Source organism: Halomonas koreensis (assembly GCF_031451675.1).
Classification (GTDB): Bacteria; Pseudomonadota; Gammaproteobacteria; order Pseudomonadales; family Halomonadaceae; genus Halomonas; species Halomonas koreensis.
On record NZ_JARWAK010000014.1, the window covers coordinates 18,158 to 39,697 of the forward strand.

Consider the following 21,540-nt stretch of genomic DNA (forward strand, 5'->3'; position numbering starts at 1 on the left):
CAGCCATGACAACCTGACGACGAGGAGTCGGCGTGACGACACAACCCGACCAAGCCGGTGCCGGTGGCGCCGAGGAAAGGCTCACCGCCCTGCTGCAGAGGCTGGACGAGGCGGTGAATCTGCTGGCCACGTCGCCGGACTTCGCCAAGCCGGGCAAGCTGCCCCGGGTGCTGGACACCGCCCGCCGAGTCATGATGCAGGACGGCGGCTGCGCGGCCATCGAGGCCCGTGCCGAACGCCTGGAGGCCGCCGGCGTCTTCGCAGGCTCGGACTGGGCCACCCCGCAGTTCCTGGTGCCCTCGCTGACCACTCAGGCGCTCAAGAGCCCCGATGCCAACACCCTGGTGATCGAGGCCCTGAGCGAGCTGCGCCTGCTGGCCGTGGCCCGGGGCGAGTACCGCCATGCCCTGGTCTCCGCCGAGCAGGCCCACCATTACCTGACCCAGGTGATTGCCCTGAACCTGTGGCTGCTGTTCGGCACGCCGGGGGAGGCCGAGCGCGAGGCGCAGGGGCGCCTCGCCGAGCTGCCCCGTCGGCTGTTCGCCCACCTGGCGACGGGCATCGGCTACGAGCACATCATCGATCGGCTGATCGATGAGATCTGGCGCATCCTCCAGCAACGCCCCATCCAGGTCGAGCCGGTCAAGCAGATGATCACCCAGATCGCCGTCTGCCAGGCCGATCCGGCGATCGACCTGGGCACCAGCGGCCAGGGCGCCGACCGCCTGGTCAGCTCGCTGTTCGGCCCCAGCCATGCCAGCCGCGAGGATCCGGGCCTGGAGGTCTACCGCCAGCGACTCGCCGGCATGGACCCCACGGCGCTGCAGGCCGAAGCCACCGGTTTCGCCCGGGCGATGCACGATACCGGCCTGGTGTCTCCCTATCACCCGGTGCTGCTGCGCCACCTCACCGAGCACGGCGAGCAGCTGATCAGCGAGGCCCTGGGCCTGTCCTCCACCGGGCGCGACTGCCTGCTGTGCTACCGCGACCTGGTGCACGCCCTGATCCGCGGCGGGATTCATCCCGCCACGCCACAGGCCGTGTACGGCCTGGCGCTGACGCTCGAGCGCGGCATCCTCTACCAGCCGCCAGTGGCGCCGGCCATGTGGCGCCAGCTGGGGCTGCCGCTCTCCGAGTGGTCCCAGGCGCGGCTCAACCTGGCGTTCGGCGACGCCGTCTCGCCCCGCGCGCGGCTGCTGGAGGGGGTGCTGTGCATGCTCGGCCAGCCGCTGGGCGTGGGTCAGGGCAACAACCCCACCTGCCAGTCGGCCCGGGCGCTGTCGATGTGGGCCTACAACGACCCGGACTACCTGCTGCAGATGGTCGCCTGGGCGGCCCGGGACGACGAGATCATCATGCACTTCGAGGGCATGCCGCTGTCGTCCATGGCTAGCCTCTCGGGCGTCTCCCAGGAACTGCCCATGGATCTGGACCCGGTGTCGCTGATCGTGGTGCCGCACCTGGATCGCATCTACGCCGAGATGGGCCGGCGCTGCATCGGCCGCGAGGGCGACCCCCACCGCTGGGTGAACCCGGAGTTCCACGGCTGGTGGTCGGGGCGCGGCTTTCGCATCAACGTCGATGTGGCCAGCGGCAAGCTGACCGACCTGGACGCCTTCCTGCGCCACTTCTATGCCAGCTACCACCCCTACTACAACGGCAACCAGCCGCTGATTCACCCACAGCCGGCGGGCATCGCCGTCACCGACAGCGCCGCCCGCTTCATCGGCTGGCATGCCATCACCCTGCTGCGCGCCAGCCTCGACCCCACGGATGTGATGCGGGTCTACTTCTACAACCCCAACAACGACAGCGGCCAGGACTGGGGCGACGGCGTTCGGGTCAGCACCGCGGGGAACGGCGAGCGCTTCGGCGAGTCCTCGCTGCCCTTCGAGCAGTTCGCCTCGCGGCTCTACATCTTCCACCACGACCCCCTGGAGCGCGGCGAGCTGGCCCGGGTGGACCAGGCGGAGCTGGACCGGGTGATCGGCTACCTGCAGCGCAGCTGGGGCGCCGACCGCCTGCCCCCCGGCGGGCTGCAGGCCGCCACCGGCCCCTGAGCGACGGGCTGTGGCATAATGGCGCGTCCATGTCGCCGCCGGACCCGCCCATGCCACGCCTCGACCAGCTGCTGCTCCAACGGGGACTCGCCCGTTCCCGGACCCGCGCCCAGCGCCTGATCCGCCACGGCCGGGTACGCCTCAGGGACGACGGCCGGGTGCCGACCAAGCCCGGCGAGAAGCTGCCGGCGGACACCGCCCTGGACGTGGAAGCGGACCCGGAAGAACGCTATGCGTCGCGGGCGGGGCTCAAGCTGGAGGCGGTGCTGGCCGCGCTGTCGATGCCCCTCGCCGGCCGCACGGTGCTGGACGTGGGCCAGTCCACCGGCGGCTTCACCGACTGCGCCCTGCGCCACGGCGCCGCACGGGTGATCGGGGTCGAGGTCGGCCACGACCAGCTCGACGCCGCGCTGCGGGCCGACCCCCGCGTGACCTGCCTGGAGGGGCTCAACGCCCGCGCCATGGCCGACGACCCCCGGCTGGCCCGAGCCCTGGCCGAGCATCCCGCCGACCTCGCGGTGATGGACGTCTCCTTCATCTCCCAGACCCTGATCCTGCCGGAGCTGGCCGCCCTGCTGCCCGCCGGCGGCGACCTGCTGTCGCTGGTCAAGCCGCAGTTCGAGGTGGGGCCCGAGGGCGTCAACGCCCGCGGCCTGGTCACCGACCCCGCTCGCCACGGCGAGGTGGCGGTCCGGATCCGCGAGGCCTGCGCGACTGCCGGCTTCGCGGTCCGCCACTGGCAGGAGAGCCCGATCCGCGGCGGCGACGGCAACCGCGAGTTCCTGCTGCACGCCCGGCGGCGCTGAGCGCGAGCCCTCAGCGCCCGGCCTCGCCCTCGCCCGGCGTTCCTGGATCCCCCTCGGCGCCCGGCGGTGGCGCGTCCGGGGCCGGCCCCGGGCCCCGGCGCGCCAGGCGCGTCTCGCTGCCGTCGTGGCGCCGCAGCCAGACGTCCAGCTGGTTGAAGGCGATGTCCAGCCCCAGCTCGGCGAAGCGCTCGCCGACCCGCGCATTGATCTCGTCGGTGGCCAGCAGCCGATCGCCCAGGCTGTTGACGAAGATCCGCAGCTCGAACTCCAGCCCGCTGGGGCCGTAGCGCATGAACAGCACCTGGGGCTCGGGATCGTCCAGCACCCGGGCATTGGCCTCGGCGACCGACGCCAGGGTGCGATGCACCAGGGCATGATCGGCCCCGTAGGCCACGTTGTAGGTGAGGATGACCCGGGTGATGTTGTCCGACAGCGACCAGTTGATCAGCTGATCGGTGACGAAGGTCTTGTTGGGGATGATGATCTCCTTGCGGTCGAAGTCGGTCACCGTGGTGGCGCGGATGCGGATGCGGTTGACCGTGCCGGTGAGCGGGCCCAGCGTGATGGTGTCGCCGATCCGCACCGGGCGCTCGAAGAGGATGATCAGCCCCGAGATGAAGTTGGCGAATATCTCCTGGAGCCCGAACCCCAGGCCCACGCCCAGGGCGGCCACCAGCCACTGCAGCTTGCTCCAGGACACCCCCAGGGTGCCCAGCGCCCAGATCACCCCGGTGCCGACGATGACGTAGGAGAGCAGCGAGCTGATCGCATAGGCACTGCCCTGCTTGAGCTCGAGCCGCGACAGCACCATGACCTCGAGCAGCCCCGGCAGGTTGCGGGCCATGACCATCGTCAGGGCCACCACCAGCAGCGCCACCCCGAGGTCGGCCACCGAGATCGAGGCGCCCACCAAGTCGCTGCCCGCCTCGCCCTCGCCGCCCAGGATCATCACCTGTTCGAGATAGCCGAACACCCGCAGCAGGTCGGCCCAGACCAGGTAGAGCCCCGCCAGGAAGGCGATCATCAGGATCAGCTTGGAGAGCCGCAGCGACTGCTGGTTGACCTGCTGCATGTCCAGGGGCGGCTCCTCCACCACCTCCAGGCCGTGCTCCCCACCTTCGCTCTCCTGGGCCAGGGCGCGGCGCCGCGCCAGCGCTCGGCGATAGGCGAGCCGCCGCGCCGCCACGGCCAGCCCGCGCACCACCGTGGCCTCGACCAGGATCCAGAGCCCCAGCAGGTAGAGGGTGACGACGAAGCGCCCCATCAGGCTCAGCGCCGTGTAGGCGTAGCCGAAGACGATCAGCCCGCCCAGCACCAGGGGCACCAGGGCCAGGGCCAGGCCGAGCAGCAGGCGGAACAGCTTGACGCCGAAGAACGGCGTATGGGCGAGGATCAGCCGGCTCAGCGCCAGGCTCATGCCGACCAGGCCGGCCAGCAGCAGCGCCAGGGCCACGGGGCGCTGGGTCAGGTCGACCGCCGCGTCCCGCGCCAGGCTGCCGACCAGCAGCACCGGGGCCAGGGCCGTCCCCAGCCACAGCAGCCAACGACGCAGTCGCGTGCCATAGTCGGCGGGCCAGTGGAAGTGGCGCGTCGCCACCCCGCCCGGCGTCAGCAGCCGCCGCGCCCAGGCGATCACCGCCCAGGCCAGGGCCAGGTGTTGCAGGGCCCAGCCGACGCCCGGGGCGATGCCCGTGCCGCCGAGCGCCAGCCCCGCGCCCAGGGCCAGCAGGCACAGCGGCCCCGGCAGGGCCAGCAGCGCCTCCAGCAGGATCGCCAGCGGGGTATGCCCCTGGGAATCCTGGCGCAGGTGCCCGATCTCCCCGTGGAGCCCCCGCAGGCGCCGGCGCAGCGGCCGCCGCCACAGCGCCAGCCCGCCCGCCAGCAGCAACAGCGGCACGGCCAGCAGGGCATCCGCCCGGGGGCGCCGCCAGTGACCGGGCAGCGCGCGGCGCCACTCGCCCTCACGCCACTCGGTGCGCAGGTGGTCGGGCAGCCGCTTCAGCCAGGCCAGCCCCAGGGGGCGGGCATTGGCCACCCAGAACAGTTGCTCGTCGATGGCCGTGCGCAGCTCCCGGCTGGTCTCCACCAGCCGCTGCTGGCTGAGCTGGAGCTCGATGGCCGAGGTCAGCAGCTCCCCGTAGGTCGGCTCGAGCTGGTCGAGCAGCGCCCGACGGGCGCGGTACAGCTGCGCCAGGGGCCCCACCACCTCCTCGGCGGCACCGATCTCGGACGTGCCGGTTGCGGACGTGCCGGTCTCGGACGTGCCGGTCTCGGACGTGCCGGTCTCGGACTTGCCGGTGCCGGCCGCCCCGAGCCGCCGGCGCGCCAGGCGCTCGGGGTCCTGCAGCGGCTCGCGCTGGCGGTCCAGCTCGAACTGCTTGAGGCGCAGATCGGCGATCTCTTCCTGCAGGTCGCCCTGGGTCTCCACCCGGGGCAGCGCCTGGCGCTGCTCGCGCAGGATCCGCGACAGCAGGGGGCTGCCGCGGATCGCCTCGATATGCTCGTCGAGCCCGCGCTGCAGCTGCCGCACCCGGTCCAGGCGGCGGCGCGCCTCCTGGTCCCGGCGAGCCAGGTCGTTGGCGCGGCTGGTGGCCCGCAACAGCTCCAGGCTCATCTCCCGGTTGGCCTGCTGGGCCTCGCGGATGAGCGGGTGACGGGCCACGTCCTCGGGCTCGTCGCGGACCGCCTCGGCGATGGTCTGCTCCGAGCGCTCCCGACGGCGACGCTCGACGGCGCGCTGCAGGACCTGGACGCCGGCCTCCAGGCGCGCCACCCGGCGCTGCAGCAGGTCCCGGCGCAGCTGGGCCAGCTGGCGGAAACGCGAGTTGGCGGCCAGCTCCCGCTGATGCAGCGCCAGGCGGCGCTCGCCGAGGGCCTGCTCGACCCGATGCCGGAGGCGCCGCGGCGCCGAGGCCTCGACGCCCTGAGCCTTGAGCTCCTCCAGTGCCCGACGGCTGGCCTCCATGGCCTCGGTGGCCTGGGTGATGCCCTGCTGGGCCCGTTCGGGCAGGGTCTGGGTGCCGAGCAGCCGGGTCTCCACCTCGGCCAGGCGGTCCTGGGCGGCCGCCAGGGCCTCGTTGGCCTCGGCCAGGCGCCGCTCCAGGGGCGCCAGGGCCAGCGACTCGATGTCCTCCGTCAGGATGTCGTCATCGGACGCCGGCCGCTCCAGGGCCCGGCGCGTCTCGCGCAGCTCGCGCGGCGCCGCCTCGGTGCGGGCCTCCAGGGCCCGTAGCCGGTCCTCGACCTCGGACAACGCGGCGAGCCCGGTCAGGGCCGCCTCCAGGGCCTCGATATCGCGCTGGGTATCGGCCTCCACCGCGGCCCCCTCGGCCGGGCGAAGCGCCTCGAGTCGCGATGCCACGGCCTCGCGCTCGGGCAGTTCGGCCGCCTGGACGGCCAGCCACGGCCACAACAGGCAAACAATATGCAAGGTGCGCCACCATCGGCGGCAACGGCTCATCTTCAAGGGGACCTCACGGGACGCGGCAGCAGGGGCATGATCGGGGATTCTCGACGGCTCGGGCCTCGGCGGCAATCGATAACCGGTCGGATGCCCCATTGACTTGCCCGCCGGGCGTGATAGAACGACGCTTCCACCTCGACAGGGTAGTCGACCGCCATGGCGTCACGCGTTTCTTCAGGCTGCATCATCACCCTGCTGTCGCTCGGCCTGATCGGCCAGGCGCAGGCCCAGGGCAATGCCTCGCTGGACGAGGCCGAGCGCCAGGCCATCCGCGAGCGCATCGCCTCCCTGCAGCACGAGATCGGCGAGCTGCGCGAGCGCCTCGCCCGAGGCGGGGCGACGGCGACGCCCGCCCGGGCCGGACACGAGCCGGCCGACCATTCCCCGGTGCTGGAGGAGTCGGTGGCCGAGCGGCGCCTGCTCGAGGAGGAGTCGGAGAACAACCCCTTCGCCATCACCACCCACCGTCGCAACTACCTCTTCCCGCTGAGCTACACCACCACGCCCAACCGCGAGGCGTTCCGCGAGATCGACGATCAGGCCGATCCCGACCGCACGGAGGTCAAGTTCCAGTTCAGCGCCAAGTTCAACCTCGCCGAGGACCTGCTGTTCGACAACGGCGACCTCTATTTCGCCTACACCCAGCGCAGCTGGTGGCAGGCCTACAATGCCGACGCCTCCTCGCCGTTTCGCGAGACCAACTACGAGCCGGAGGCCTTCGTCGAATTCCAGAACGACTGGCAGCTGGCCGGCTGGACCAACATCAACAACCGGTTGGCCCTCAACCACCAGTCCAATGGCCGCTCCGGCAAGCTGTCGCGGAGCTGGAACCGGCTGATCCTGACCAGCACCTTCATCAACGACGACTGGGCGGTCTCGCTGGCGCCCTACTGGCGCCTGCCGGAGCCCGAGGACGAGGACGACAACCCCGACATCCACGAGTACATGGGCTACGGGGACATCACCCTGGCGCGGCGGCTCTTCCACGACCAGGAGGCCAGCCTGCTGTGGCGGGGCAATCCGGAGAGCGGCCACATGGGCGCCCAGCTCGACTACTCCTGGCCGCTGTTCGGCAAGGTCCGCGGCCATGTCCAGTATTACCAGGGCTACGGCGACAGCCTCATCGACTACGATCGCAGCATCCGCCGTCTGAGCCTCGGCTTCAGCCTCAACCCGCTGTTCTCCAACGGCGGCTTCGGGCTCTGAGGCCCCGTTACGCCGCCGCGAGTCGCCTGCTATGCTGGGGCTGTCATTCACCGTCAGGGGACGACCCAATGACCGACCGCGCACCGCATACCCGTGAGACCACCCGCCAGCTGCAGGACGACCTGCACCACCTCTCCCAGACCATCGAGGAGCTGGTCAACGCCACCGCGGACGATTCCCGGCACAACGTCAAGGAGCTCCGCGAGCGCGCCGAGCAGCGGCTGCGGGAGACCCGCGAGCGCCTGGAGGCCCGCGGCGAGCGCGCCTACCGCGAGGCCCGGGACAGCGTCACCCAGCAGGCCGACGCCTGCGATCGCTATGTCCACGACAACCCCTGGACCAGCATCGGCATCGGCGCCGCCGTCGGCGTGGTCGTCGGCATGCTGATCGGGCGGCGCTGATGGCCGAGAGCCAAGGACCGGCTCGGCGAGTGTTCGGCGCCGGCCGGCGGCTGCTCGGCAGCCTGCTGGCCACCGGCGAGACGCGCCTGCGCCTCGCCGTGCTCGAGCTGGAGGAGGAACGCGCCCGGCTGGTCGGCCTGCTGCTGCTCGCCGGGCTCAGCCTGCTGCTGCTGCTGCTCGGCCTGGGGGCGCTGACCACCCTGGTCATCGTCGTCTTCTGGGAGACCCATCGCCTGGCCGCCATCGGCGGCAGCGCCGCGGTGCTGCTGCTCGGCGGCCTGGGCCTGGCCGCCTGGGTCATGCGCCTGGCCAGGCGCCGCACCCTGCTGGCCGACACCCTCAAGCACCTGGCCCTGGATCGCGAGCTGCTGGAGGCGAGCCGTGACGGCCGGGACTAAGCCCAGCCGCCGGGCCCGCAAGGCGGCGCTCGAGGCCGAGATCGAGCAGCAGCGGCTGGACCTGCTGGTCGCCGCCGAACGCTGGCGAGCCGCGGCGCGCCCGCTGGATGCCGGCTGGCAGGCGATCCGCCGCCGGCGCGGCGCCGCGCTGGCCGGCGCCGGGCTGCTGCTGTGGTGGGGGCTGCGTCGCCCCGCCCGGCTCAAGCGCCTGGGGCGCGGCGCCCTGCTGGCGGCGCTGACCGCCCGACGCCTCAACGCCTGGCGGCCGCACCGCTGACAGCGCGCGCCATCATCGCGCCGTAACACCCGGACATTGCATCCCTGTTATGCTCCCGTGTCAGACCGGTGACACCCGATGGACAGGGAGCGGGCGATATGCGCATGCTGGCGCTCTACAGCATCAAGGGGGGCGTGGGCAAGACGGCCTCGGCGGTCAACCTGGCGGCGGAAGCCGCCCGGGCCGGCTACCGGGTACTGCTGTGGGATCTCGATCCCCAGGCCGCCACCAGCTTCTACCTGCGCATCAAGCCCCGTGTCCGCGGCGGGGTCGGCAAGCTGGTCAAGGGCAAGGCATCCTTCGACAAGGTGATCCGGGCCACCCAGCTGGAGCGCCTGGACCTGCTGCCGGCGGCGCTGGCGTCCCGGGAAATGGACGCCCTGCTGGCCAAGCGCGGCAACAGCCACCTGCGTCAGATCCTCAAGCCGGTGCGCGACGACTACGACCTGGTGATCCTCGACTGCCCGCCGAGCCTGTCGCACCTGTCCGAGAACATCTTCTCCAGCGTCGACGCCCTGCTGGTCCCGGTGGTGCCCACGGTGCTGTCGCTGCGCACCCTCGAGCAGCTGGAGGGCTTCCTGGCCGACCACGACATCGCCTGCCCGCTATGGCCCTTCGTCACCCTGGCCGACCGTCGCCGCACCCTGCACCGCGAGGTGATGGCCGGGATGCACGAGCGCTGGCCGCTGATGCTGTCCCACGCCATTCCCACCGCCAGCGTGGTCGAGCGCATGGGTCTGGAGCGAGCCCCGGTCGGCAGCTTCGCCCCGCGCAGTCCGGCCGCCCGGGCCTACGCCGCCCTGTGGCGGGAGCTCGAGCAGCGCCTGAGCTGAGCCTCAGGGGGCGCGGTCGCCGCGCATCACCGCCAGCGCCGCGTCGAGCCGGGCGGTGAGCGCCGGCAGCTCCTCCGCCCCGGCCATGACCGCCTCGTAGTGGGCGAGCCGCTGCGCACGATTGCGCCGGGCGAGGCCCAGAAAGCCCCGCAGGTGGCGCGGCGCCGTGGCCCGGGCGTCCTCCCCTCCTGCGACCCGGGCCAGGCGCGCCTGCGCCTCCTCGCCGGCATGCTCGGCCGCCGCGGCCTGCAGGGCGGGGTCGCGCACCAGGTCGTCGTGGAGCACTCCATAGGCATCCTGGAAGGCCTTCATGGCCTTCTCGGCGTCCTTGCAGGCGTCGGCTTCGCCCTTCCAGGGGCGCAGCAGGTAGCGAATGCGCTTGCCGGTGATGCGCGGCCGATGCAGGGCCTGGCGATCCTCCGCCGAGGCGATGGCCGACACCTCCGCGACCAGGGTCTCGACCAGCGCCGCCAGTTCCCGGGCGCTCGCCTCGCCGAGGCGCGGCCCCCTGCCCTTGGCCCGCGCCAGGCCGGCGAGCGTCCGGCGAAGCTCGCGCTCCAGCGGCGGGAAGCCCGCCTCGAGGACGCGCCGCGCCTCGGCATAGTCCGCGTCCACCCTCGCCACGAGGCGCTCGCGCCACCAGTCGGCGGCGCCGCACTCGGCTCCGGCCAGCTCGGGCCGGGTGGCGTCCAGCCAGGCCAGCATCACCTCGCCGTCGCGGGCCGCGTTGGTGGCCCGGGCCAGGTCTCGGAGCCGGCGCCGCTGGGGCTTGGGCACCCGGATGCCCGGATAGCGCCGATAGGCCTTGAGCCAGGAGCGCAGCCGACGCAGCGCCACGCGGAAATCGTGCAGGCCTTCGGCATCCTCGGGGTCGGCGATGCGCGGCCAGGCCCGGCGGGCCTCCTCCAGCATCGTCAGGCCGACCTCTCCCACCGCCCGGGACAGGCGCCGATCCTTCAAGGGCTTGGGCATACTCCCTCCGACTGGCGCTGGACGCCTCCAGTATAGCGAGCGCCAGACGCGGCCCGACAAGTCGGTGAGCGAAGGCGAGGGCTGGGCTGCCAACGCACTTCCCGCCTCCTTGTGGGTCGCAAGGCAACAATCGGAGAGCAATCGGCAGGACCGCCGATCTGGGCGGCTCCGCTGCGCAAGGAGCAAGCGGGATGGATGTCGCGCGTCGAAAGACGGCGCTTACGGGTCGTGAATAAGCACGGTGACCGGGCTCGCGCACGAGCCGACCTTTACCGCCGTATCGCCGAGCGCCGGCAGCCTTCAGGCAATGCCTAGAGGGATTGGCCGCAGGCCACGCCGCTCGCCCAGGCCCACTGGAAGTTGTAGCCCCCGAGCTCGCCGGTGACATCCAGCACCTCGCCGATGAAGCGCAGCGACGGCAGGCCGGTGACCTCGAAGGTCTTGGACGACAGGGCCCGGGTATCGACGCCGCCCAGGGTGACCTCGGCGGTGCGCCAGCCCTCGGTCCCGGCCGGCTTGAGGCGCCAGTCCTGGAGGCGAGCCGCCCAGGTCTCGAGCTCGGCGTTGGAACGCTCGGCCAGGGGGCCGTCCCCGCCATGCCAGTCGATCAGCGCCTGGGCCAGGCGTCGCGGCAGGCGCTCGCCCAGCCAGGTGCCCAGCCGTCGCCGGGGCGTCTGGCGGCGCGCCGCGGCCAGCGCCTCGAAGGCCGGCGTGTCGGGCAGCAGGTCGATGGACAGCGCCTGCCCCGGCCGCCAGTGGCTGGAGATCTGCAGCATGGCGGGGCCGGACAGCCCGCGATGGGTGAACAGCATCGGCTCGCGGTAGGCGGCATCGCCGCAGCGCACCGCCACCTCGTGGGAGAGCCCCGCCAGCGCCGCGGCCCGCGCCTTCCACTCGGACGTCAGGGTGAAGGGCACCAGGCCGGCGCGGGTCTCGGTGACCTCGAGCCCGAACCGGCGGGCGATGTCGTAGCCGAAGCCGCTGGCGCCCATGGTGGGAATCGACAGCCCCCCGGTCGCCACCACCACGGCGCCGGCCTCGAGGCGCCCGCCGGAGGTCGTCAGCCGCATGCCCTCCCCGTGGCGCTCGAGGGCCTCGACCCGGGTCTTGAGGCGGATCTCGACCCCGGCCCAGTCGCACTCGGTGAGCAGCACGGTCAGCAGGTCCTTGGCCGAGCCGGCGCAGAACAGCTGGCCCGGGGCCTTCTCCACGTAGTCGAGCCCGTGGCGCTCGACCAGCTCCACGAAGTGCTCGGGCCGGTAGCGCTTGAGCGCCGAGATGCAGAAGGGCGGGTTGCCGGAGACGAAGTTGGCCGGCGTGGTGGCCATGTTGGTGAAGTTGCAGCGCCCGCCGCCGGACATCAGGATCTTCTTGCCCGGCTTGTTGGCGTGGTCGATCACCAGCACCCGGCGACCGGCATAGCCGGCCGTCAGGGCGCACATCAGGCCCGCGGCCCCGGCGCCGATGACGACGACGTCGTATGTCATGCTGCTGCCTCTCGCTGAACGGGCCGCGCATGGTAGCACAGGGAACCCGGGGCGCGGCCCGGGACTCTCTGATGTACAATCCTTGTACATCGCCGCCGCGGCGTTTGCACCCTCTTGTCACCATCCGGCGCCCCGCGGCAGGCTAGGCTGCCTGCGCCGGGCGGGATGCCCGGCCTCAACGCGCCCCAGGACCCGACGAGCCGATCATGATATCACCCCGCTGCCCCTTCCCCGCCGGCCCCGGCTGGCTCGCCCTGCTGCTGATGGCCTGCCTGCTGGCCCTGCCCGCCGCCGCCCAGGAGCGCACCGCCGTGATCGGCGCCCGGGCCACCCTGAGCGACTGGAGCGACCCCCTGGAGGCGCTCGGCACCCTGGAGGCCGAGGAAAGCGTCACCCTGTCGGCCACGGTCACCGAGACCATCGCCGAGGTCGCCTTCGAGGGGGGCGAGCGGGTCGAGGCCGGGGAGCTGCTGGTGCGCCTGGACGACGCCGAGGAACGCGCCGACCTGCGCGTCGCCGAGGCGCGCCGCGACGAGCGCCGGGACGCGGTGACCCGCCTGGCCCGACTGCAGGAACGCAACCTGGCGCCCCGCGCCCAGGCCGAGGACAGTCGCGCCCAGCTCCGTCAGGTGGAGGCCGAGATCGACGCCCTGCGGGCGCGGCTCGACGACTACCGCCTGCGGGCCCCCTTCGACGGCGTGGTGGGCTTCCGCCGGGTCAGCGTCGGCACCCTCGCCACCCCGGGCATGGAACTCGCCACCCTCGACAAGCTGGATCGCATGAAGCTGGACTTCCGGGTCCCCGAGGTGGCGCTGGGCGGCCTGGCGCCGGGCCTGCCGCTCACCGCCGAGAGCGCCGCCTATCCCGAGGCGCGGTTCTCGGGCAGCGTCGCCGCGGTGGGCACCCGGGTCGACCCGGTCAGCCGCAGCGTGCCGGTGCGCGCGGTGCTGCCCAATCCGGCGGGCCGGCTGCGCCCGGGGATGCTGATGGAGGTGACCCTGCAGCGGCGCCCCCGCCAGGCGCTGGTGGTGCCGGAGTCGGCGCTGATTCCCGAGGGCGAGCGCCACTACGTGCTGGTCATCCATGAGGACGAGGACGGTCGCATCGAGCGCCGACGCGTGCGGCTCGGCGAGCGCCGCACCGGCGAGGCGGAGGTCCTCGAGGGGCTGTCGCCGGGCGAGCTGGTGGTCAGTCACGGCGTCGAGCGCACCCGGGACGGCGCCCGGGTGCGGCTGCTGGGCATCGCCGACGAGACCACCTCGGTGCGCGACCTGCTCGAGGCCGGCCGCGGCCAGGGAGACGCCTGATGCGCCTGTCCGACATCTCGGTGCAGCGACCGGTGCTGGCCACGGTGCTGGCCGCGCTGATCGTGGCCTTCGGCCTGCTGGCCCTGGAGCGCCTGCCGCTGCAGGAATACCCGTCCATCGACCCGCCGGTGGTGAGCATCGACACCCGCTATCCCGGCGCCTCGGCCAGCGTGGTCGAGACGCGCATCACCCAGGTGCTGGAGGACCGCATCTCCGGGGTCTCCGGCATCCGGGTGATCAGCTCGTCGAGCCGGGACGGCCGCGCCAGCATCGCCATCGAGTTCGCCCTGGACAAGGACATCGACGCGGCGGCCAACGATATCCGCGACCGCATCTCCGGCTCCCTGGACAACCTGCCCGAGGAGGCCGAGGCGCCGGAAGTGCGCAAGGCGGACTCCGGCTCCGAGGTGGTGATCTGGCTGGCGCTCTCCGGCGAGGGCCGCGACATCGCCGCGCTCACCGACTACGCCGACCGCTACCTGACCGATCGCTTCGCGGTGCAGGACGGCGTGTCCCGGGTGATCGTCGGCGGCGGCCACGAGACCGCCATGCGGCTGTGGCTCGACCCCGACGCCCTGGCGGCGCGCGGCCTGACCGCCGGCGACGTGGCCGATGCCCTGCGCGAGGAGAACGTCGAGCTTCCCGGCGGCGCGCTGACCTCCGCGGAGCGCCAGTTCATGGTCCGGCTGCCCCGCGGCTTCGCCACCCCGGCGGACTTCCGGGCCCTGGCGCTGGACCGCGACGCCGACGGCTACCTGGTGCGCCTGGGCGACGTGGCCCGGGTGGAGGTCGGCGCCGTGGAGGAACGCACCCTGTTCCGCGGCAATGGCGATCCGATGGTCGGGCTGGGCATCGTCAAGCAGTCCACCGCCAATGTCCTGGCCCTGTCCGAGGCCGTGCAGCAGGAGCTCGAGCGCATCCGCCCCGGCCTGCCCGAGGGCATGACGCTCACGCTCAACTACGATGCCTCCACCTTCGTCGCCGGCGCCATCGGCCAGGTGGTGCAGACGCTGTTCATCGCCATGGGCCTGGTGGTGGTGGCGATCTTCCTGTTCCTCGGCAACCTGCGCACCACCCTGATCCCGGCGGTGACCGTGCCCATCGCCCTGATCGGCACCTTCGCGGCCCTGGCCGCCATGGGCTTCACCATCAATCTGCTGACCCTGCTGGCGCTGGTGCTGGCCATCGGCCTGATCGTCGACGACGCCATCGTCATGCTGGAGAACATCCACCGGCGCATGCAGGAGCGCGGCGAATCCGCGCTGGTGGCCGCCTACCGGGGCAGCCGTCAGATCGCCTTCGCGGTGATCGCCACCACCCTGGTGCTGATCGCGGTCTTCGTGCCGCTGAGCTTCCTGCGCGGCGATATCGGCCGGCTGTTCTCCGAGTTCGCCCTGACCCTGGCCGCCGCGGTGGCCATCTCCACGCTGCTGGCGCTGACCCTGACGCCGATGCTGGCCTCCAAGGTCCTCAAGGCGGACATGCACGAGGGCCGGCTGGCGCATGCCGTTCACGCCGCCCTGATGGCCACCCGTGGCGGCTATCGCCGCCTGCTGGAGCGGGTGCTGGGCGCCCGCTGGGCGGTGGTGGCGCTGTTCCTGGCCCTGGTCGGCGGCATGCTGTGGCTCAACGCCCAGCTGCCCCGGGAGTACACGCCCCGGGAGGACCGCGGCACCTTCTTCCTGCTGGTCAACGGCCCGCCCGGCGCCACCTACGACTACATGCGCGACTACATGGACGAGATCGAGGCGCGGCTGCTGCCGCTGCGCGAGCGCGGCGAGATCGAGCGGGTACTGGTCCGTGCCCCGCGCGGCTGGGGCAACATCGAGAACTTCAACAGCGGCTTCGTGATCGTCGGCCTCGCCGACTGGGACGCCCGCCGGCCCGCCTGGCCGATCATGGACGAGGTGCGCGCCCGCCTGGACGACCTGCCGGGGGTGCGGACCTTCTCGATCATGCCCCAGGGCTTCGGTGGCGGCATCGAGCAATCGATGCAGTTCGTGCTCGGCGGCGGCAGCTACGCGCAGCTCGCCGAATGGCGGGATACCCTGATCGCCCATGTGCGCGAGGACAACCCCCGCCTGACGGGCCTGGAAAGCGACTACGAGGAGAACCAGCCCCAGCTGCGGGTGTCGATCGATCACGACCGGGCCGCGGACCTCGGCGTCAGCGTCAGCGAGATCGGCCGGACCCTGGAGACCCTGCTCGGGGGGCGCACCGTGACCCGCTACGTCGAGGCCGGACAGGAATACGACGTGATCCTGGAGGCGGAACCCGGCACCCTGGACAGCCCCCGCGCCCTGGACAGCCTGATGGTGCGCTCGTCGCGCTCCGGCGAACTGGTGCCGCTGTCCAGCATGGTCACGCTCACCGACTTCGCCGGCCCCAGTACCCTCAACCGCTACAACCGCCTGCGGTCGATCACCGTGCAGGCCAACCTGGCGGACGGCTACGCCGTGGGCGAGGCGCTGCGCTACCTGGAGGCGGCCGCCGACGAGGTGCTGCCCGCCGAGGTCCAGACCGACGTCAAGGGCGCCGCCCGGGACTACCTGGAGGCCAGCGGCGCGGCCACCTTCCTGCTGATGCTCGGCGTGCTGGTGGTCTTCCTGGTGCTGGCCGGGCAGTTCGAGAGCTTCGTCCACCCGCTGGTGATCATGAGCACGGTGCCGCTGGCCATGGTCGGCGCCCTGCTGGCGCTGCGGCTCACCGGCCAGTCGCTGAACATCTACAGCCAGGTGGGGCTGGTGATGCTGGTGGGCCTGGCGGCCAAGAACGGCATCCTGATCGTCGAGTTCGCCAACCAGCTCCGCGACGCCGGCTGGGCCTTCCGCGAGGCCCTGGTGGAGGCCGCGGTCACCCGCCTGCGCCCGGTGGTGATGACCGCCGTCACCACCATGGCCGGCGCCGTGCCGCTGATCGTCTCCAGCGGCGCCGGGGCCGAGACGCGGCTGGTGATCGGCACCGTCATCCTCTGCGGGCTGGCCAGCGCGACCCTGTTCACGCTGTTCGTGGTGCCGGTGGCCTATGACCTGCTGGCCCGGCGTACCGGCTCCCCCGGGGCCGTGGCGCGGCGCCTGGATCGGGAGATGGCCGAGACCCCCGAGGCGCACTGAGCCTCCCCGGGCCGGCGCCATGGCGGCGGCGGCCCGGAGGGAGGCCCTCTGCCGCCACGCGCCGGTCCCGGTCCGGCCTCGAGGGACTATGCTGAATGGCACGACCACCGAGGCCGAGGAGGACGCCAGGATGCTCGAACTACTGCCGCCGGGAGCCGATCACGTGGTGGCCATGCGCGTCAGCGGCCGAGTGACGACCGACGACCTGCAGACGGCCATCGACGCCATCGAGACCGTCAAGAAGGTCCACCCCCGGGTGAGCCTCTACACCGAGATCGACGAGATGCGCTGGATGACCTTCACGGCCTTCCTGCGCGACCTGGGCTATGGCCTGACCCAGGTCGGCGACCTCGACCGCTACTACCGCGCCGCGGTGCTCAGCGACAAGCACTGGGTCCGCCACCTGACGCGGCTGGAAAACCGCCTGTTCCGGACGCTGGAGATCCGCACCTTCCCTACCCGGGAACGTCCGACCGCCCTGGAGTGGGTGCGCCAGCTCCCCGAGGCCCCGGACGCCGCCATGGCCTGAATCCCCCGCCCATAAAAAGGGCCCCGGAGAGGGGCCAAGCAGGGAATGCGTCGGGCGTGGGCCACCGCGCCGAGCGGCGGCCTGCCCGTCACGATGCAAGAGGTGCGATGAGCGGCCATCCGGCCTGTCGCACCACGCCTGCATGATGCGTCTTCGCCGGACGACGCGCCGCACAACATCATCGACGCCGCCTGTAGGACATCCCGGACGCGGCGGCGACGCCACGGCCGACGCGATCGCCGGGATAGCGATCGGCTCCGCCGGCGCCCCCTGCCGCCCACGTGGACCAAGCGGGCAGACTCAGCGGTTTGCGACGGCGAATTTGAGACATCGCTTACATGCCGGATCGCTCCCCGGGGACGATGCTGTAGGCATCGCCAACCTCGAGGGTCACGAGATGCCAAGGATCGAGCTGATGCCGTCTCCCCTGGGACACTGGATGATGCTCTGCCCCTGCGGGGCGGTGGAGCTGCGCGCGACGCAGGGACCCGCCTGGCATGCCTTCGAGCTCGCCCCGATCGCCGCCGGGCGCTACCGGATCACCTGTCGCACCTGTGGCCATACCACCGAGCGGGCCCATCATCGCGAGGCGGCCCTGTAGGGCGGTGTCCCGGCACCACCGCCCCTGTCGCGCGTGTCGGCCGACTTGCACCGGGCCAGGCGAGCGGGCATCGTGTTCGACCGAGGCGTGAGCCGCCCGCCATGCACCGAGATGCCCCAAGGGCGATAGGGATAACGATGCTGAAGCTGGTTTTCGGAGGGTGCCTGACCCTGTTGCTGATCGTGGCCGGCGGCGCCGCCTTCGTGCATAGCGGCATGTACAATGTCGCCGCCTCGGACCCGCACCTGCCGCTGGTCGAGTCGGTCCTGCATTCCACCATGCATGCCTCGGTCGAGGCCGGCGCCGAGGCGATCGAGGTGCCCGACCTCGAGAGCGAGCGCATGATTCGCGCCGGGGCCGCCGCCTATGACGACCTCTGTGCCGCCTGCCACCTCAAGCCCGGTCTCGAGAGCACGGTGCTGCGCGCCGGCCTCAACCCCATGCCTCCGACCTTCGCGGACTCCACTCACCAGGATCCGGCCCAGCAGTTCTGGGTGATCGAGAACGGCATCAAGATGACCGGCATGCCGGCCTGGGGCGTGACCCACGACGACCAGGCACTGTGGGAGATCGTGGCCTTCCTGCAACGACTGCCCGAACTCTCGTCAGCCGATTACCAGGCCCTGGTCGAGTCTGCGGCCGGCGATGACGGCCACGACCACGAGCATGGCAACACCGGCGCCATGGCGCACTCGGCGAACGAGGCTGCCGGGCGGGCCGACGACGGCCACGACCATGAGCATGGCGACATGAGCGCCACGAGCGAGCAAGCGCCGGCCGATGGGCCGGCCGCGGCAGAGACGGCGCCGACCGCCGAGCTACAGTTGGCCGACTCGCGCCGGGACGACTCACCGGGCCACGGCGAGACGGATGGTGCGCCGACCGCGTCACCCGGCGACGATCACTACGCGGACGGCCACACCCACTGAGCCCCGCGACGCCGGCCACGGAGGATTGCATCGTCCGAGGCCGTCGGGGTTCAATAGGCGTCGAGCTCCCGAGGAACCCGTCATGGCATTGCGGACTTGGACACCGTCGCATCACCGCCCCTGGCCACGCCTGATGGCGCTGTTGCTGATGATGGTGTTCGCCTGCGCCAGCCTGTCCAGCCATGCGACGACGGAGGCCTGCCAGGTCGACTGCGCCCATCTCCAGGGTGAGCTTCTCGAGACCTCGGATTCCTGCCATGCCCACTGCGCGGCTCCCGTCGCCGCCACCCCTCCCGCGGTCATGACACCGCGCTCTCCCTTGCTCACCCCGGCCATCGCGGTGAGTGAACACGTGCCCCAGCCGCCACGGCGCCCTCCACGGGGCTGAGTCTCCCCTGCGGGCTCGAGCCCGTCACCCGATCGTCATCCGTTCACGAAAGTCCCGCTTCGGGAGGCGCAACATGTTCACCGATTGCTTCGCCACCATGGGCCACATGGGCGTGCTGGGCTGGCTGATGCCGCTCGCCGTCCTGCTCCTGCTCGGCCTCGGCATCGCCGCCCTCATCAAGTATCTGCTGACATCCAACAAGGGAGATCGCTCATGACCCCCACCTTCCCCCGCCTGCTGCTGACCACCGGCCTGCTGCTGGGCGCCACCACCGCCCATGCCGCCCTGCCGGACGAGGCGACCCTCTACAAGAATCCCCAGTGCGCCTGCTGCGATGGCTATGCCCGTCACCTGGAACGCCTGGGTGTCGACGTCACCATCGTCGATGACCGACCGCTGGGCGAGGTCAAGCAGGACGCCGGCGTGCCCTACGGGCTCGGCGCCTGCCATACCACCGTGATGGGCGGCTACGTGATCGAGGGGCACGTGCCCCTGGCGGCGGTGGAGGCGCTGTTCGAACAACGCCCCGACACCGACGGCATCGGACTCGCCGGCATGCCGATCGGCACCCCCGGCATGCCGGGGCCACAACGGGAGCCCTACGAGGTCTACCAGTTCCGCGACCACCAGGACACGCCCTTCATGACGCTCTGACAGAATCACAAGCCGACATCCACCCACCGAGGGACCGGATGCTTGATCCCCATCAAGGGCTCCCCGCGCTGGGAGCCCCTATGCTGAGATCATCTCCACCGCTCGGGAGTGGTCGGCATGAGCGACAAGGCGATTCCCCTGCTGTTGGCCGGCGGCCTGGTGGGCCTGGGCCTGGCCTGGGCCACCCAGGGAAGCGGAGTGATCCACGACGATCCGGCCCGCAACCTCTACATCCCCGACCGGCTGACCATGCCGCTGCAGGTCAAGGTGGCCCATGACGAGGAACGCATCTGGTTCCGCTATCGCTGGCCGACCGAGCGGCCGCACGTCTACCACGACATGCTGCGCTACACGGACGGCGAGTGGGTCCGCCATGGCGCCTCCCCCGTCGGCCCCCAGCCGGCAGGCACCTACGAGGACCGGGTGACCATGCTGGTCGACGACGGCGGCGTGCCCGACTTCGGGCGCTACGGCGGCTACATCACCGTGGGCGACCGCATGCGCTTCTTCAGCGACGAGGCCCCGCCGAGGCCGTGGCCGCCCATCCCCACCTGGGCGAGACGCTCGGCCAGACCGAGGTGCGCAAGCACCTGCCCGAAACGCGTCGCGATGTCGCCGAGTGGGATAGCGTCGTTGAACCATCCCATCTGGCGGCCCAGCAGGCCAGCGGCTACTTCCTCGATCTCTGGCACTGGCGAGCCGGCCGCTCTAATGCGGTGGGCATGTCGGACGACCAGTGGGTCGGGGAACACCGCCACAGCGACGCCGGCCGGGGGCCCTACACCACCAACTGGGACGCCGAGAACGCCCGGCCCCAGTGGATGTTCGACCCCGAGGCCACCGAGCGTCATGCCCTGCGCTGGGAAGATATCACCGCCGAGCGCGTCGACTTCGACGGCCTCTACTACCTCGCCGAGTCCTTCGCCGTGCCCTTCGATCCCGACCACGACTGGCAGGAGGGGGACGTCATCCCCCGCCGGCTGCTGCGTGAGGGCGAGGGCTCCCGGGGGGACATCCGGGTCGCCGGCGACGCCCGGTGGGCGGACGGCTACTGGGACGTGACCCTGGTCCGCGACCTCGACACCGGCCAGCCGGACGACAAGGCCTTCGCCCCGCAGGGGCGCTATGACCTGGCCTTCGCCGTGCACCGCAACGCCACCGGCAGCCGCTGGCACTATGTGTCCCTCCCCTACTCCCTGGGCCTGGGACGCGAGGCCGACATCCTCGCCTCGCCGGTGACGGCGGGTACGCCGGACTGGTCCCAACCGTGGTTCGACCTTACGCTCTACTACCCGGGGCAGGTCGACTGGCCGCTGTTGATCGGTGAGGCCCATGCCGGCGCCGGGGACATCGTGGCGGGCCTCCCGGTGCGAGCCCACCACGACGAGCACCAGTTGGCCCACTATGGGGTGGAGATGGAGTTCCAGGACGCCATCCAGCGCCAGTGGGCCCTGACCCTGGTCGCCGGCCTGCTGTTGCTGGCCGGCCTGTTCATCGGCCTGCTGCCTGCCTTCAGGCGCCGTCACCCGGGAGGCACACCATGACCGGCATGCACCATATGCTCGCCCACTTTCCCGTCGCCTTCTGGGCACTGGCCAGCCTGATGATTTTGGTCGGCGTGCTGGCCCGGGGACGGCTCGCCGACCTCTGCCGGGTCGCCCTCCTGCCGGTGCTGATCCTCGGTATCCTGGGAGCCCTGGCCACCATCCTCAGCGGCTACGGGATCTGGACCCTCGAGGCCCTGTTGCACAGCCCGCTGTCGCGCAACCATCTGCTGATGGCCTTCTGGTCCCTGGCGGTCTACCTGATGCTGCTCGTGCTGGTGTGGGTCGGCGGCCGCGACGCCTTCGCCGGACGGCGCGGCCTGGCCCTGGTGGTGCTGGGCCTGCTGGGGGCCTGGCTGTTCGCCTTGACCGGCACCCTGGGTGGTCACCTGACCGGGGCCCCGACCGTCTTCTCCGCCCTGCCCCGCCTGCTCGGCTGGGAGGTGTACACCACCTTCTACGTGCCGACATGGGTGCTCGGCGTGATGGTGCTGCTGGCGATCGCCGTCGCCGTCCCGGGGTTCCGTCGCTCCAAGCGGGCACCCCGTTAGGCGCCTGCCCCCATATCGGGA

The 21,540-nt window shown here is 71.7% G+C and carries 20 protein-coding genes and 1 pseudogene; 18 read left to right on the forward strand and 3 right to left on the reverse strand.

Going from position 1 to position 21,540, the window contains the following annotated elements; genetic code table 11:
• Positions 1 to 32 precede the first annotated feature (32 nt).
• Complete coding sequence (locus QC818_RS14820) at positions 33 to 2,060, forward strand: hypothetical protein (RefSeq protein WP_309653637.1); 2,028 nt, start codon at positions 33 to 35, stop codon at positions 2,058 to 2,060.
• Positions 2,061 to 2,110: 50 nt separating this feature from the next.
• Complete coding sequence (locus QC818_RS14825; RefSeq protein WP_309653638.1) at positions 2,111 to 2,866, forward strand: TlyA family RNA methyltransferase; 756 nt, start codon at positions 2,111 to 2,113, stop codon at positions 2,864 to 2,866.
• 10 nt (positions 2,867 to 2,876) lie between these two features.
• On the opposite strand, the gene mscK is transcribed toward QC818_RS14825, so the two are convergent.
• On the reverse strand, positions 2,877 to 6,326 hold the full coding sequence (gene mscK / locus QC818_RS14830) for a mechanosensitive channel MscK (RefSeq protein ID WP_445351950.1): 3,450 nt from the start codon (positions 6,324 to 6,326) through the stop codon (positions 2,877 to 2,879).
• Positions 6,327 to 6,485: 159 nt separating this feature from the next.
• Between mscK and QC818_RS14835 the strand changes: the two genes are divergently transcribed.
• The 5 genes from QC818_RS14835 (at position 6,486) to QC818_RS14855 (ending at position 9,444) form a co-directional block, all read left to right on the forward strand.
• Positions 6,486 to 7,535 (forward strand): phospholipase A, encoded by a 1,050-nt coding sequence (locus QC818_RS14835; RefSeq protein ID WP_309653640.1) that lies wholly within the window; start codon positions 6,486 to 6,488, stop codon positions 7,533 to 7,535.
• 68 nt (positions 7,536 to 7,603) lie between these two features.
• Positions 7,604 to 7,936 carry an ElaB/YgaM/YqjD family protein gene (locus QC818_RS14840; RefSeq protein ID WP_309653641.1) on the forward strand — a complete coding sequence of 111 codons (333 nt, stop codon included), beginning with the start codon at positions 7,604 to 7,606 and terminating at the stop codon, positions 7,934 to 7,936.
• Positions 7,936 to 8,334, forward strand: a complete 399-nt coding sequence (locus QC818_RS14845) for a phage holin family protein (protein WP_309653642.1) — start codon at positions 7,936 to 7,938, stop codon at positions 8,332 to 8,334. The genes QC818_RS14840 and QC818_RS14845 overlap by 1 nt, the downstream gene beginning before the upstream one ends.
• A complete protein-coding gene (locus QC818_RS14850; protein ID WP_309653643.1) occupies positions 8,318 to 8,611 on the forward strand; it encodes a YqjK family protein in 294 nt (97 codons plus the stop codon). The genes QC818_RS14845 and QC818_RS14850 overlap by 17 nt, the downstream gene beginning before the upstream one ends.
• A 98-nt stretch (positions 8,612 to 8,709) precedes the next feature.
• On the forward strand, positions 8,710 to 9,444 hold the full coding sequence (locus QC818_RS14855; RefSeq protein WP_309653644.1) for a ParA family protein: 735 nt from the start codon (positions 8,710 to 8,712) through the stop codon (positions 9,442 to 9,444).
• A gap of 3 nt (positions 9,445 to 9,447) precedes the next feature.
• Here the strand turns inward: QC818_RS14855 and QC818_RS14860 are convergent, their stop codons facing one another.
• Together QC818_RS14860 and QC818_RS14865 are read right to left on the reverse strand one after the other, a co-directional pair.
• The gene (locus QC818_RS14860) at positions 9,448 to 10,416 is read right to left on the reverse strand and encodes a CHAD domain-containing protein (RefSeq protein ID WP_309653645.1); all 969 of its coding nucleotides are present in this window, start codon (positions 10,414 to 10,416) and stop codon (positions 9,448 to 9,450) included.
• 311 nt (positions 10,417 to 10,727) lie between these two features.
• Entirely contained in the window at positions 10,728 to 11,903 is a 1,176-nt protein-coding gene (locus tag QC818_RS14865) for a BaiN/RdsA family NAD(P)/FAD-dependent oxidoreductase (protein ID WP_309653646.1), read from the reverse strand.
• Between the two features lie 206 nt (positions 11,904 to 12,109).
• Here QC818_RS14865 and QC818_RS14870 point away from each other — a divergent pair, with 206 nt between their 5' ends.
• The 11 genes and pseudogenes from QC818_RS14870 (at position 12,110) to QC818_RS14915 (ending at position 21,519) form a co-directional block, all read left to right on the forward strand.
• On the forward strand, positions 12,110 to 13,210 hold the full coding sequence (locus QC818_RS14870) for an efflux RND transporter periplasmic adaptor subunit (RefSeq protein ID WP_309653647.1): 1,101 nt from the start codon (positions 12,110 to 12,112) through the stop codon (positions 13,208 to 13,210).
• A complete protein-coding gene (locus QC818_RS14875) occupies positions 13,210 to 16,323 on the forward strand; it encodes an efflux RND transporter permease subunit (protein ID WP_309653648.1) in 3,114 nt (1,037 codons plus the stop codon). The genes QC818_RS14870 and QC818_RS14875 overlap by 1 nt, the downstream gene beginning before the upstream one ends.
• Positions 16,324 to 16,411: 88 nt before the next feature.
• Entirely contained in the window at positions 16,412 to 16,852 is a 441-nt protein-coding gene (locus QC818_RS14880) for a SpoIIAA family protein (RefSeq protein WP_309653649.1), read from the forward strand.
• Between the two features lie 415 nt (positions 16,853 to 17,267).
• Positions 17,268 to 17,453 (forward strand): hypothetical protein, encoded by a 186-nt coding sequence (locus tag QC818_RS14885; RefSeq protein WP_309653650.1) that lies wholly within the window; start codon positions 17,268 to 17,270, stop codon positions 17,451 to 17,453.
• 137 nt (positions 17,454 to 17,590) lie between these two features.
• Positions 17,591 to 18,382 carry a c-type cytochrome gene (locus tag QC818_RS14890; RefSeq protein WP_309653651.1) on the forward strand — a complete coding sequence of 264 codons (792 nt, stop codon included), beginning with the start codon at positions 17,591 to 17,593 and terminating at the stop codon, positions 18,380 to 18,382.
• An 82-nt stretch (positions 18,383 to 18,464) separates the two neighbouring features.
• Positions 18,465 to 18,770, forward strand: coding sequence for a hypothetical protein (locus tag QC818_RS14895; RefSeq protein ID WP_309653652.1), 306 nt, complete (start codon positions 18,465 to 18,467; stop codon positions 18,768 to 18,770).
• 73 nt (positions 18,771 to 18,843) lie between these two features.
• Positions 18,844 to 18,987, forward strand: coding sequence for a hypothetical protein (locus QC818_RS14900; protein ID WP_309653653.1), 144 nt, complete (start codon positions 18,844 to 18,846; stop codon positions 18,985 to 18,987).
• A complete protein-coding gene (locus QC818_RS14905) occupies positions 18,984 to 19,424 on the forward strand; it encodes a DUF411 domain-containing protein (RefSeq protein WP_309653654.1) in 441 nt (146 codons plus the stop codon). The genes QC818_RS14900 and QC818_RS14905 overlap by 4 nt, the downstream gene beginning before the upstream one ends.
• A gap of 117 nt (positions 19,425 to 19,541) precedes the next feature.
• A pseudogene (locus QC818_RS18395) lies at positions 19,542 to 19,913 on the forward strand (ethylbenzene dehydrogenase-related protein); the annotation flags it as partial.
• A gap of 44 nt (positions 19,914 to 19,957) precedes the next feature.
• A complete protein-coding gene (locus tag QC818_RS14910) occupies positions 19,958 to 20,968 on the forward strand; it encodes an ethylbenzene dehydrogenase-related protein (RefSeq protein ID WP_309653655.1) in 1,011 nt (336 codons plus the stop codon).
• Positions 20,965 to 21,519, forward strand: coding sequence for a hypothetical protein (locus QC818_RS14915; RefSeq protein ID WP_309653656.1), 555 nt, complete (start codon positions 20,965 to 20,967; stop codon positions 21,517 to 21,519). Before QC818_RS14910 ends, QC818_RS14915 begins: the two co-directional genes overlap by 4 nt.
• Positions 21,520 to 21,540 lie beyond the last annotated feature (21 nt).

Bases quoted from the DNA above. Each gene is read 5' to 3' on its own strand.
- QC818_RS14875 (WP_309653648.1), top strand. From the start codon at position 13,210: ATGCGCCTGTCCGACATCTCGGTGCAGCGACCGGTGCTGGCCACGGTG.
- QC818_RS14835 (WP_309653640.1), top strand. From the start codon at position 6,486: ATGGCGTCACGCGTTTCTTCAGGCTGCATCATCACCCTGCTGTCGCTC.
- QC818_RS14900 (WP_309653653.1), top strand. From the start codon at position 18,844: ATGTTCACCGATTGCTTCGCCACCATGGGCCACATGGGCGTGCTGGGC.
- QC818_RS14860 (WP_309653645.1), bottom strand. From the start codon at position 10,416: ATGCCCAAGCCCTTGAAGGATCGGCGCCTGTCCCGGGCGGTGGGAGAG.
- QC818_RS14825 (WP_309653638.1), top strand. From the start codon at position 2,111: ATGCCACGCCTCGACCAGCTGCTGCTCCAACGGGGACTCGCCCGTTCC.
- QC818_RS14840 (WP_309653641.1), top strand. From the start codon at position 7,604: ATGACCGACCGCGCACCGCATACCCGTGAGACCACCCGCCAGCTGCAG.
- QC818_RS14890 (WP_309653651.1), top strand. From the start codon at position 17,591: ATGCTGAAGCTGGTTTTCGGAGGGTGCCTGACCCTGTTGCTGATCGTG.
- QC818_RS14905 (WP_309653654.1), top strand. From the start codon at position 18,984: ATGACCCCCACCTTCCCCCGCCTGCTGCTGACCACCGGCCTGCTGCTG.
- QC818_RS14895 (WP_309653652.1), top strand. From the start codon at position 18,465: ATGGCATTGCGGACTTGGACACCGTCGCATCACCGCCCCTGGCCACGC.
- mscK (WP_445351950.1), bottom strand. From the start codon at position 6,326: ATGAGCCGTTGCCGCCGATGGTGGCGCACCTTGCATATTGTTTGCCTG.
- QC818_RS14855 (WP_309653644.1), top strand. From the start codon at position 8,710: ATGCGCATGCTGGCGCTCTACAGCATCAAGGGGGGCGTGGGCAAGACG.
- QC818_RS14880 (WP_309653649.1), top strand. From the start codon at position 16,412: ATGCTGAATGGCACGACCACCGAGGCCGAGGAGGACGCCAGGATGCTC.
- QC818_RS14865 (WP_309653646.1), bottom strand. From the start codon at position 11,903: ATGACATACGACGTCGTCGTCATCGGCGCCGGGGCCGCGGGCCTGATG.
- QC818_RS14845 (WP_309653642.1), top strand. From the start codon at position 7,936: ATGGCCGAGAGCCAAGGACCGGCTCGGCGAGTGTTCGGCGCCGGCCGG.
- QC818_RS14885 (WP_309653650.1), top strand. From the start codon at position 17,268: ATGCCGTCTCCCCTGGGACACTGGATGATGCTCTGCCCCTGCGGGGCG.
- QC818_RS14870 (WP_309653647.1), top strand. From the start codon at position 12,110: ATGATATCACCCCGCTGCCCCTTCCCCGCCGGCCCCGGCTGGCTCGCC.
- QC818_RS14915 (WP_309653656.1), top strand. From the start codon at position 20,965: ATGACCGGCATGCACCATATGCTCGCCCACTTTCCCGTCGCCTTCTGG.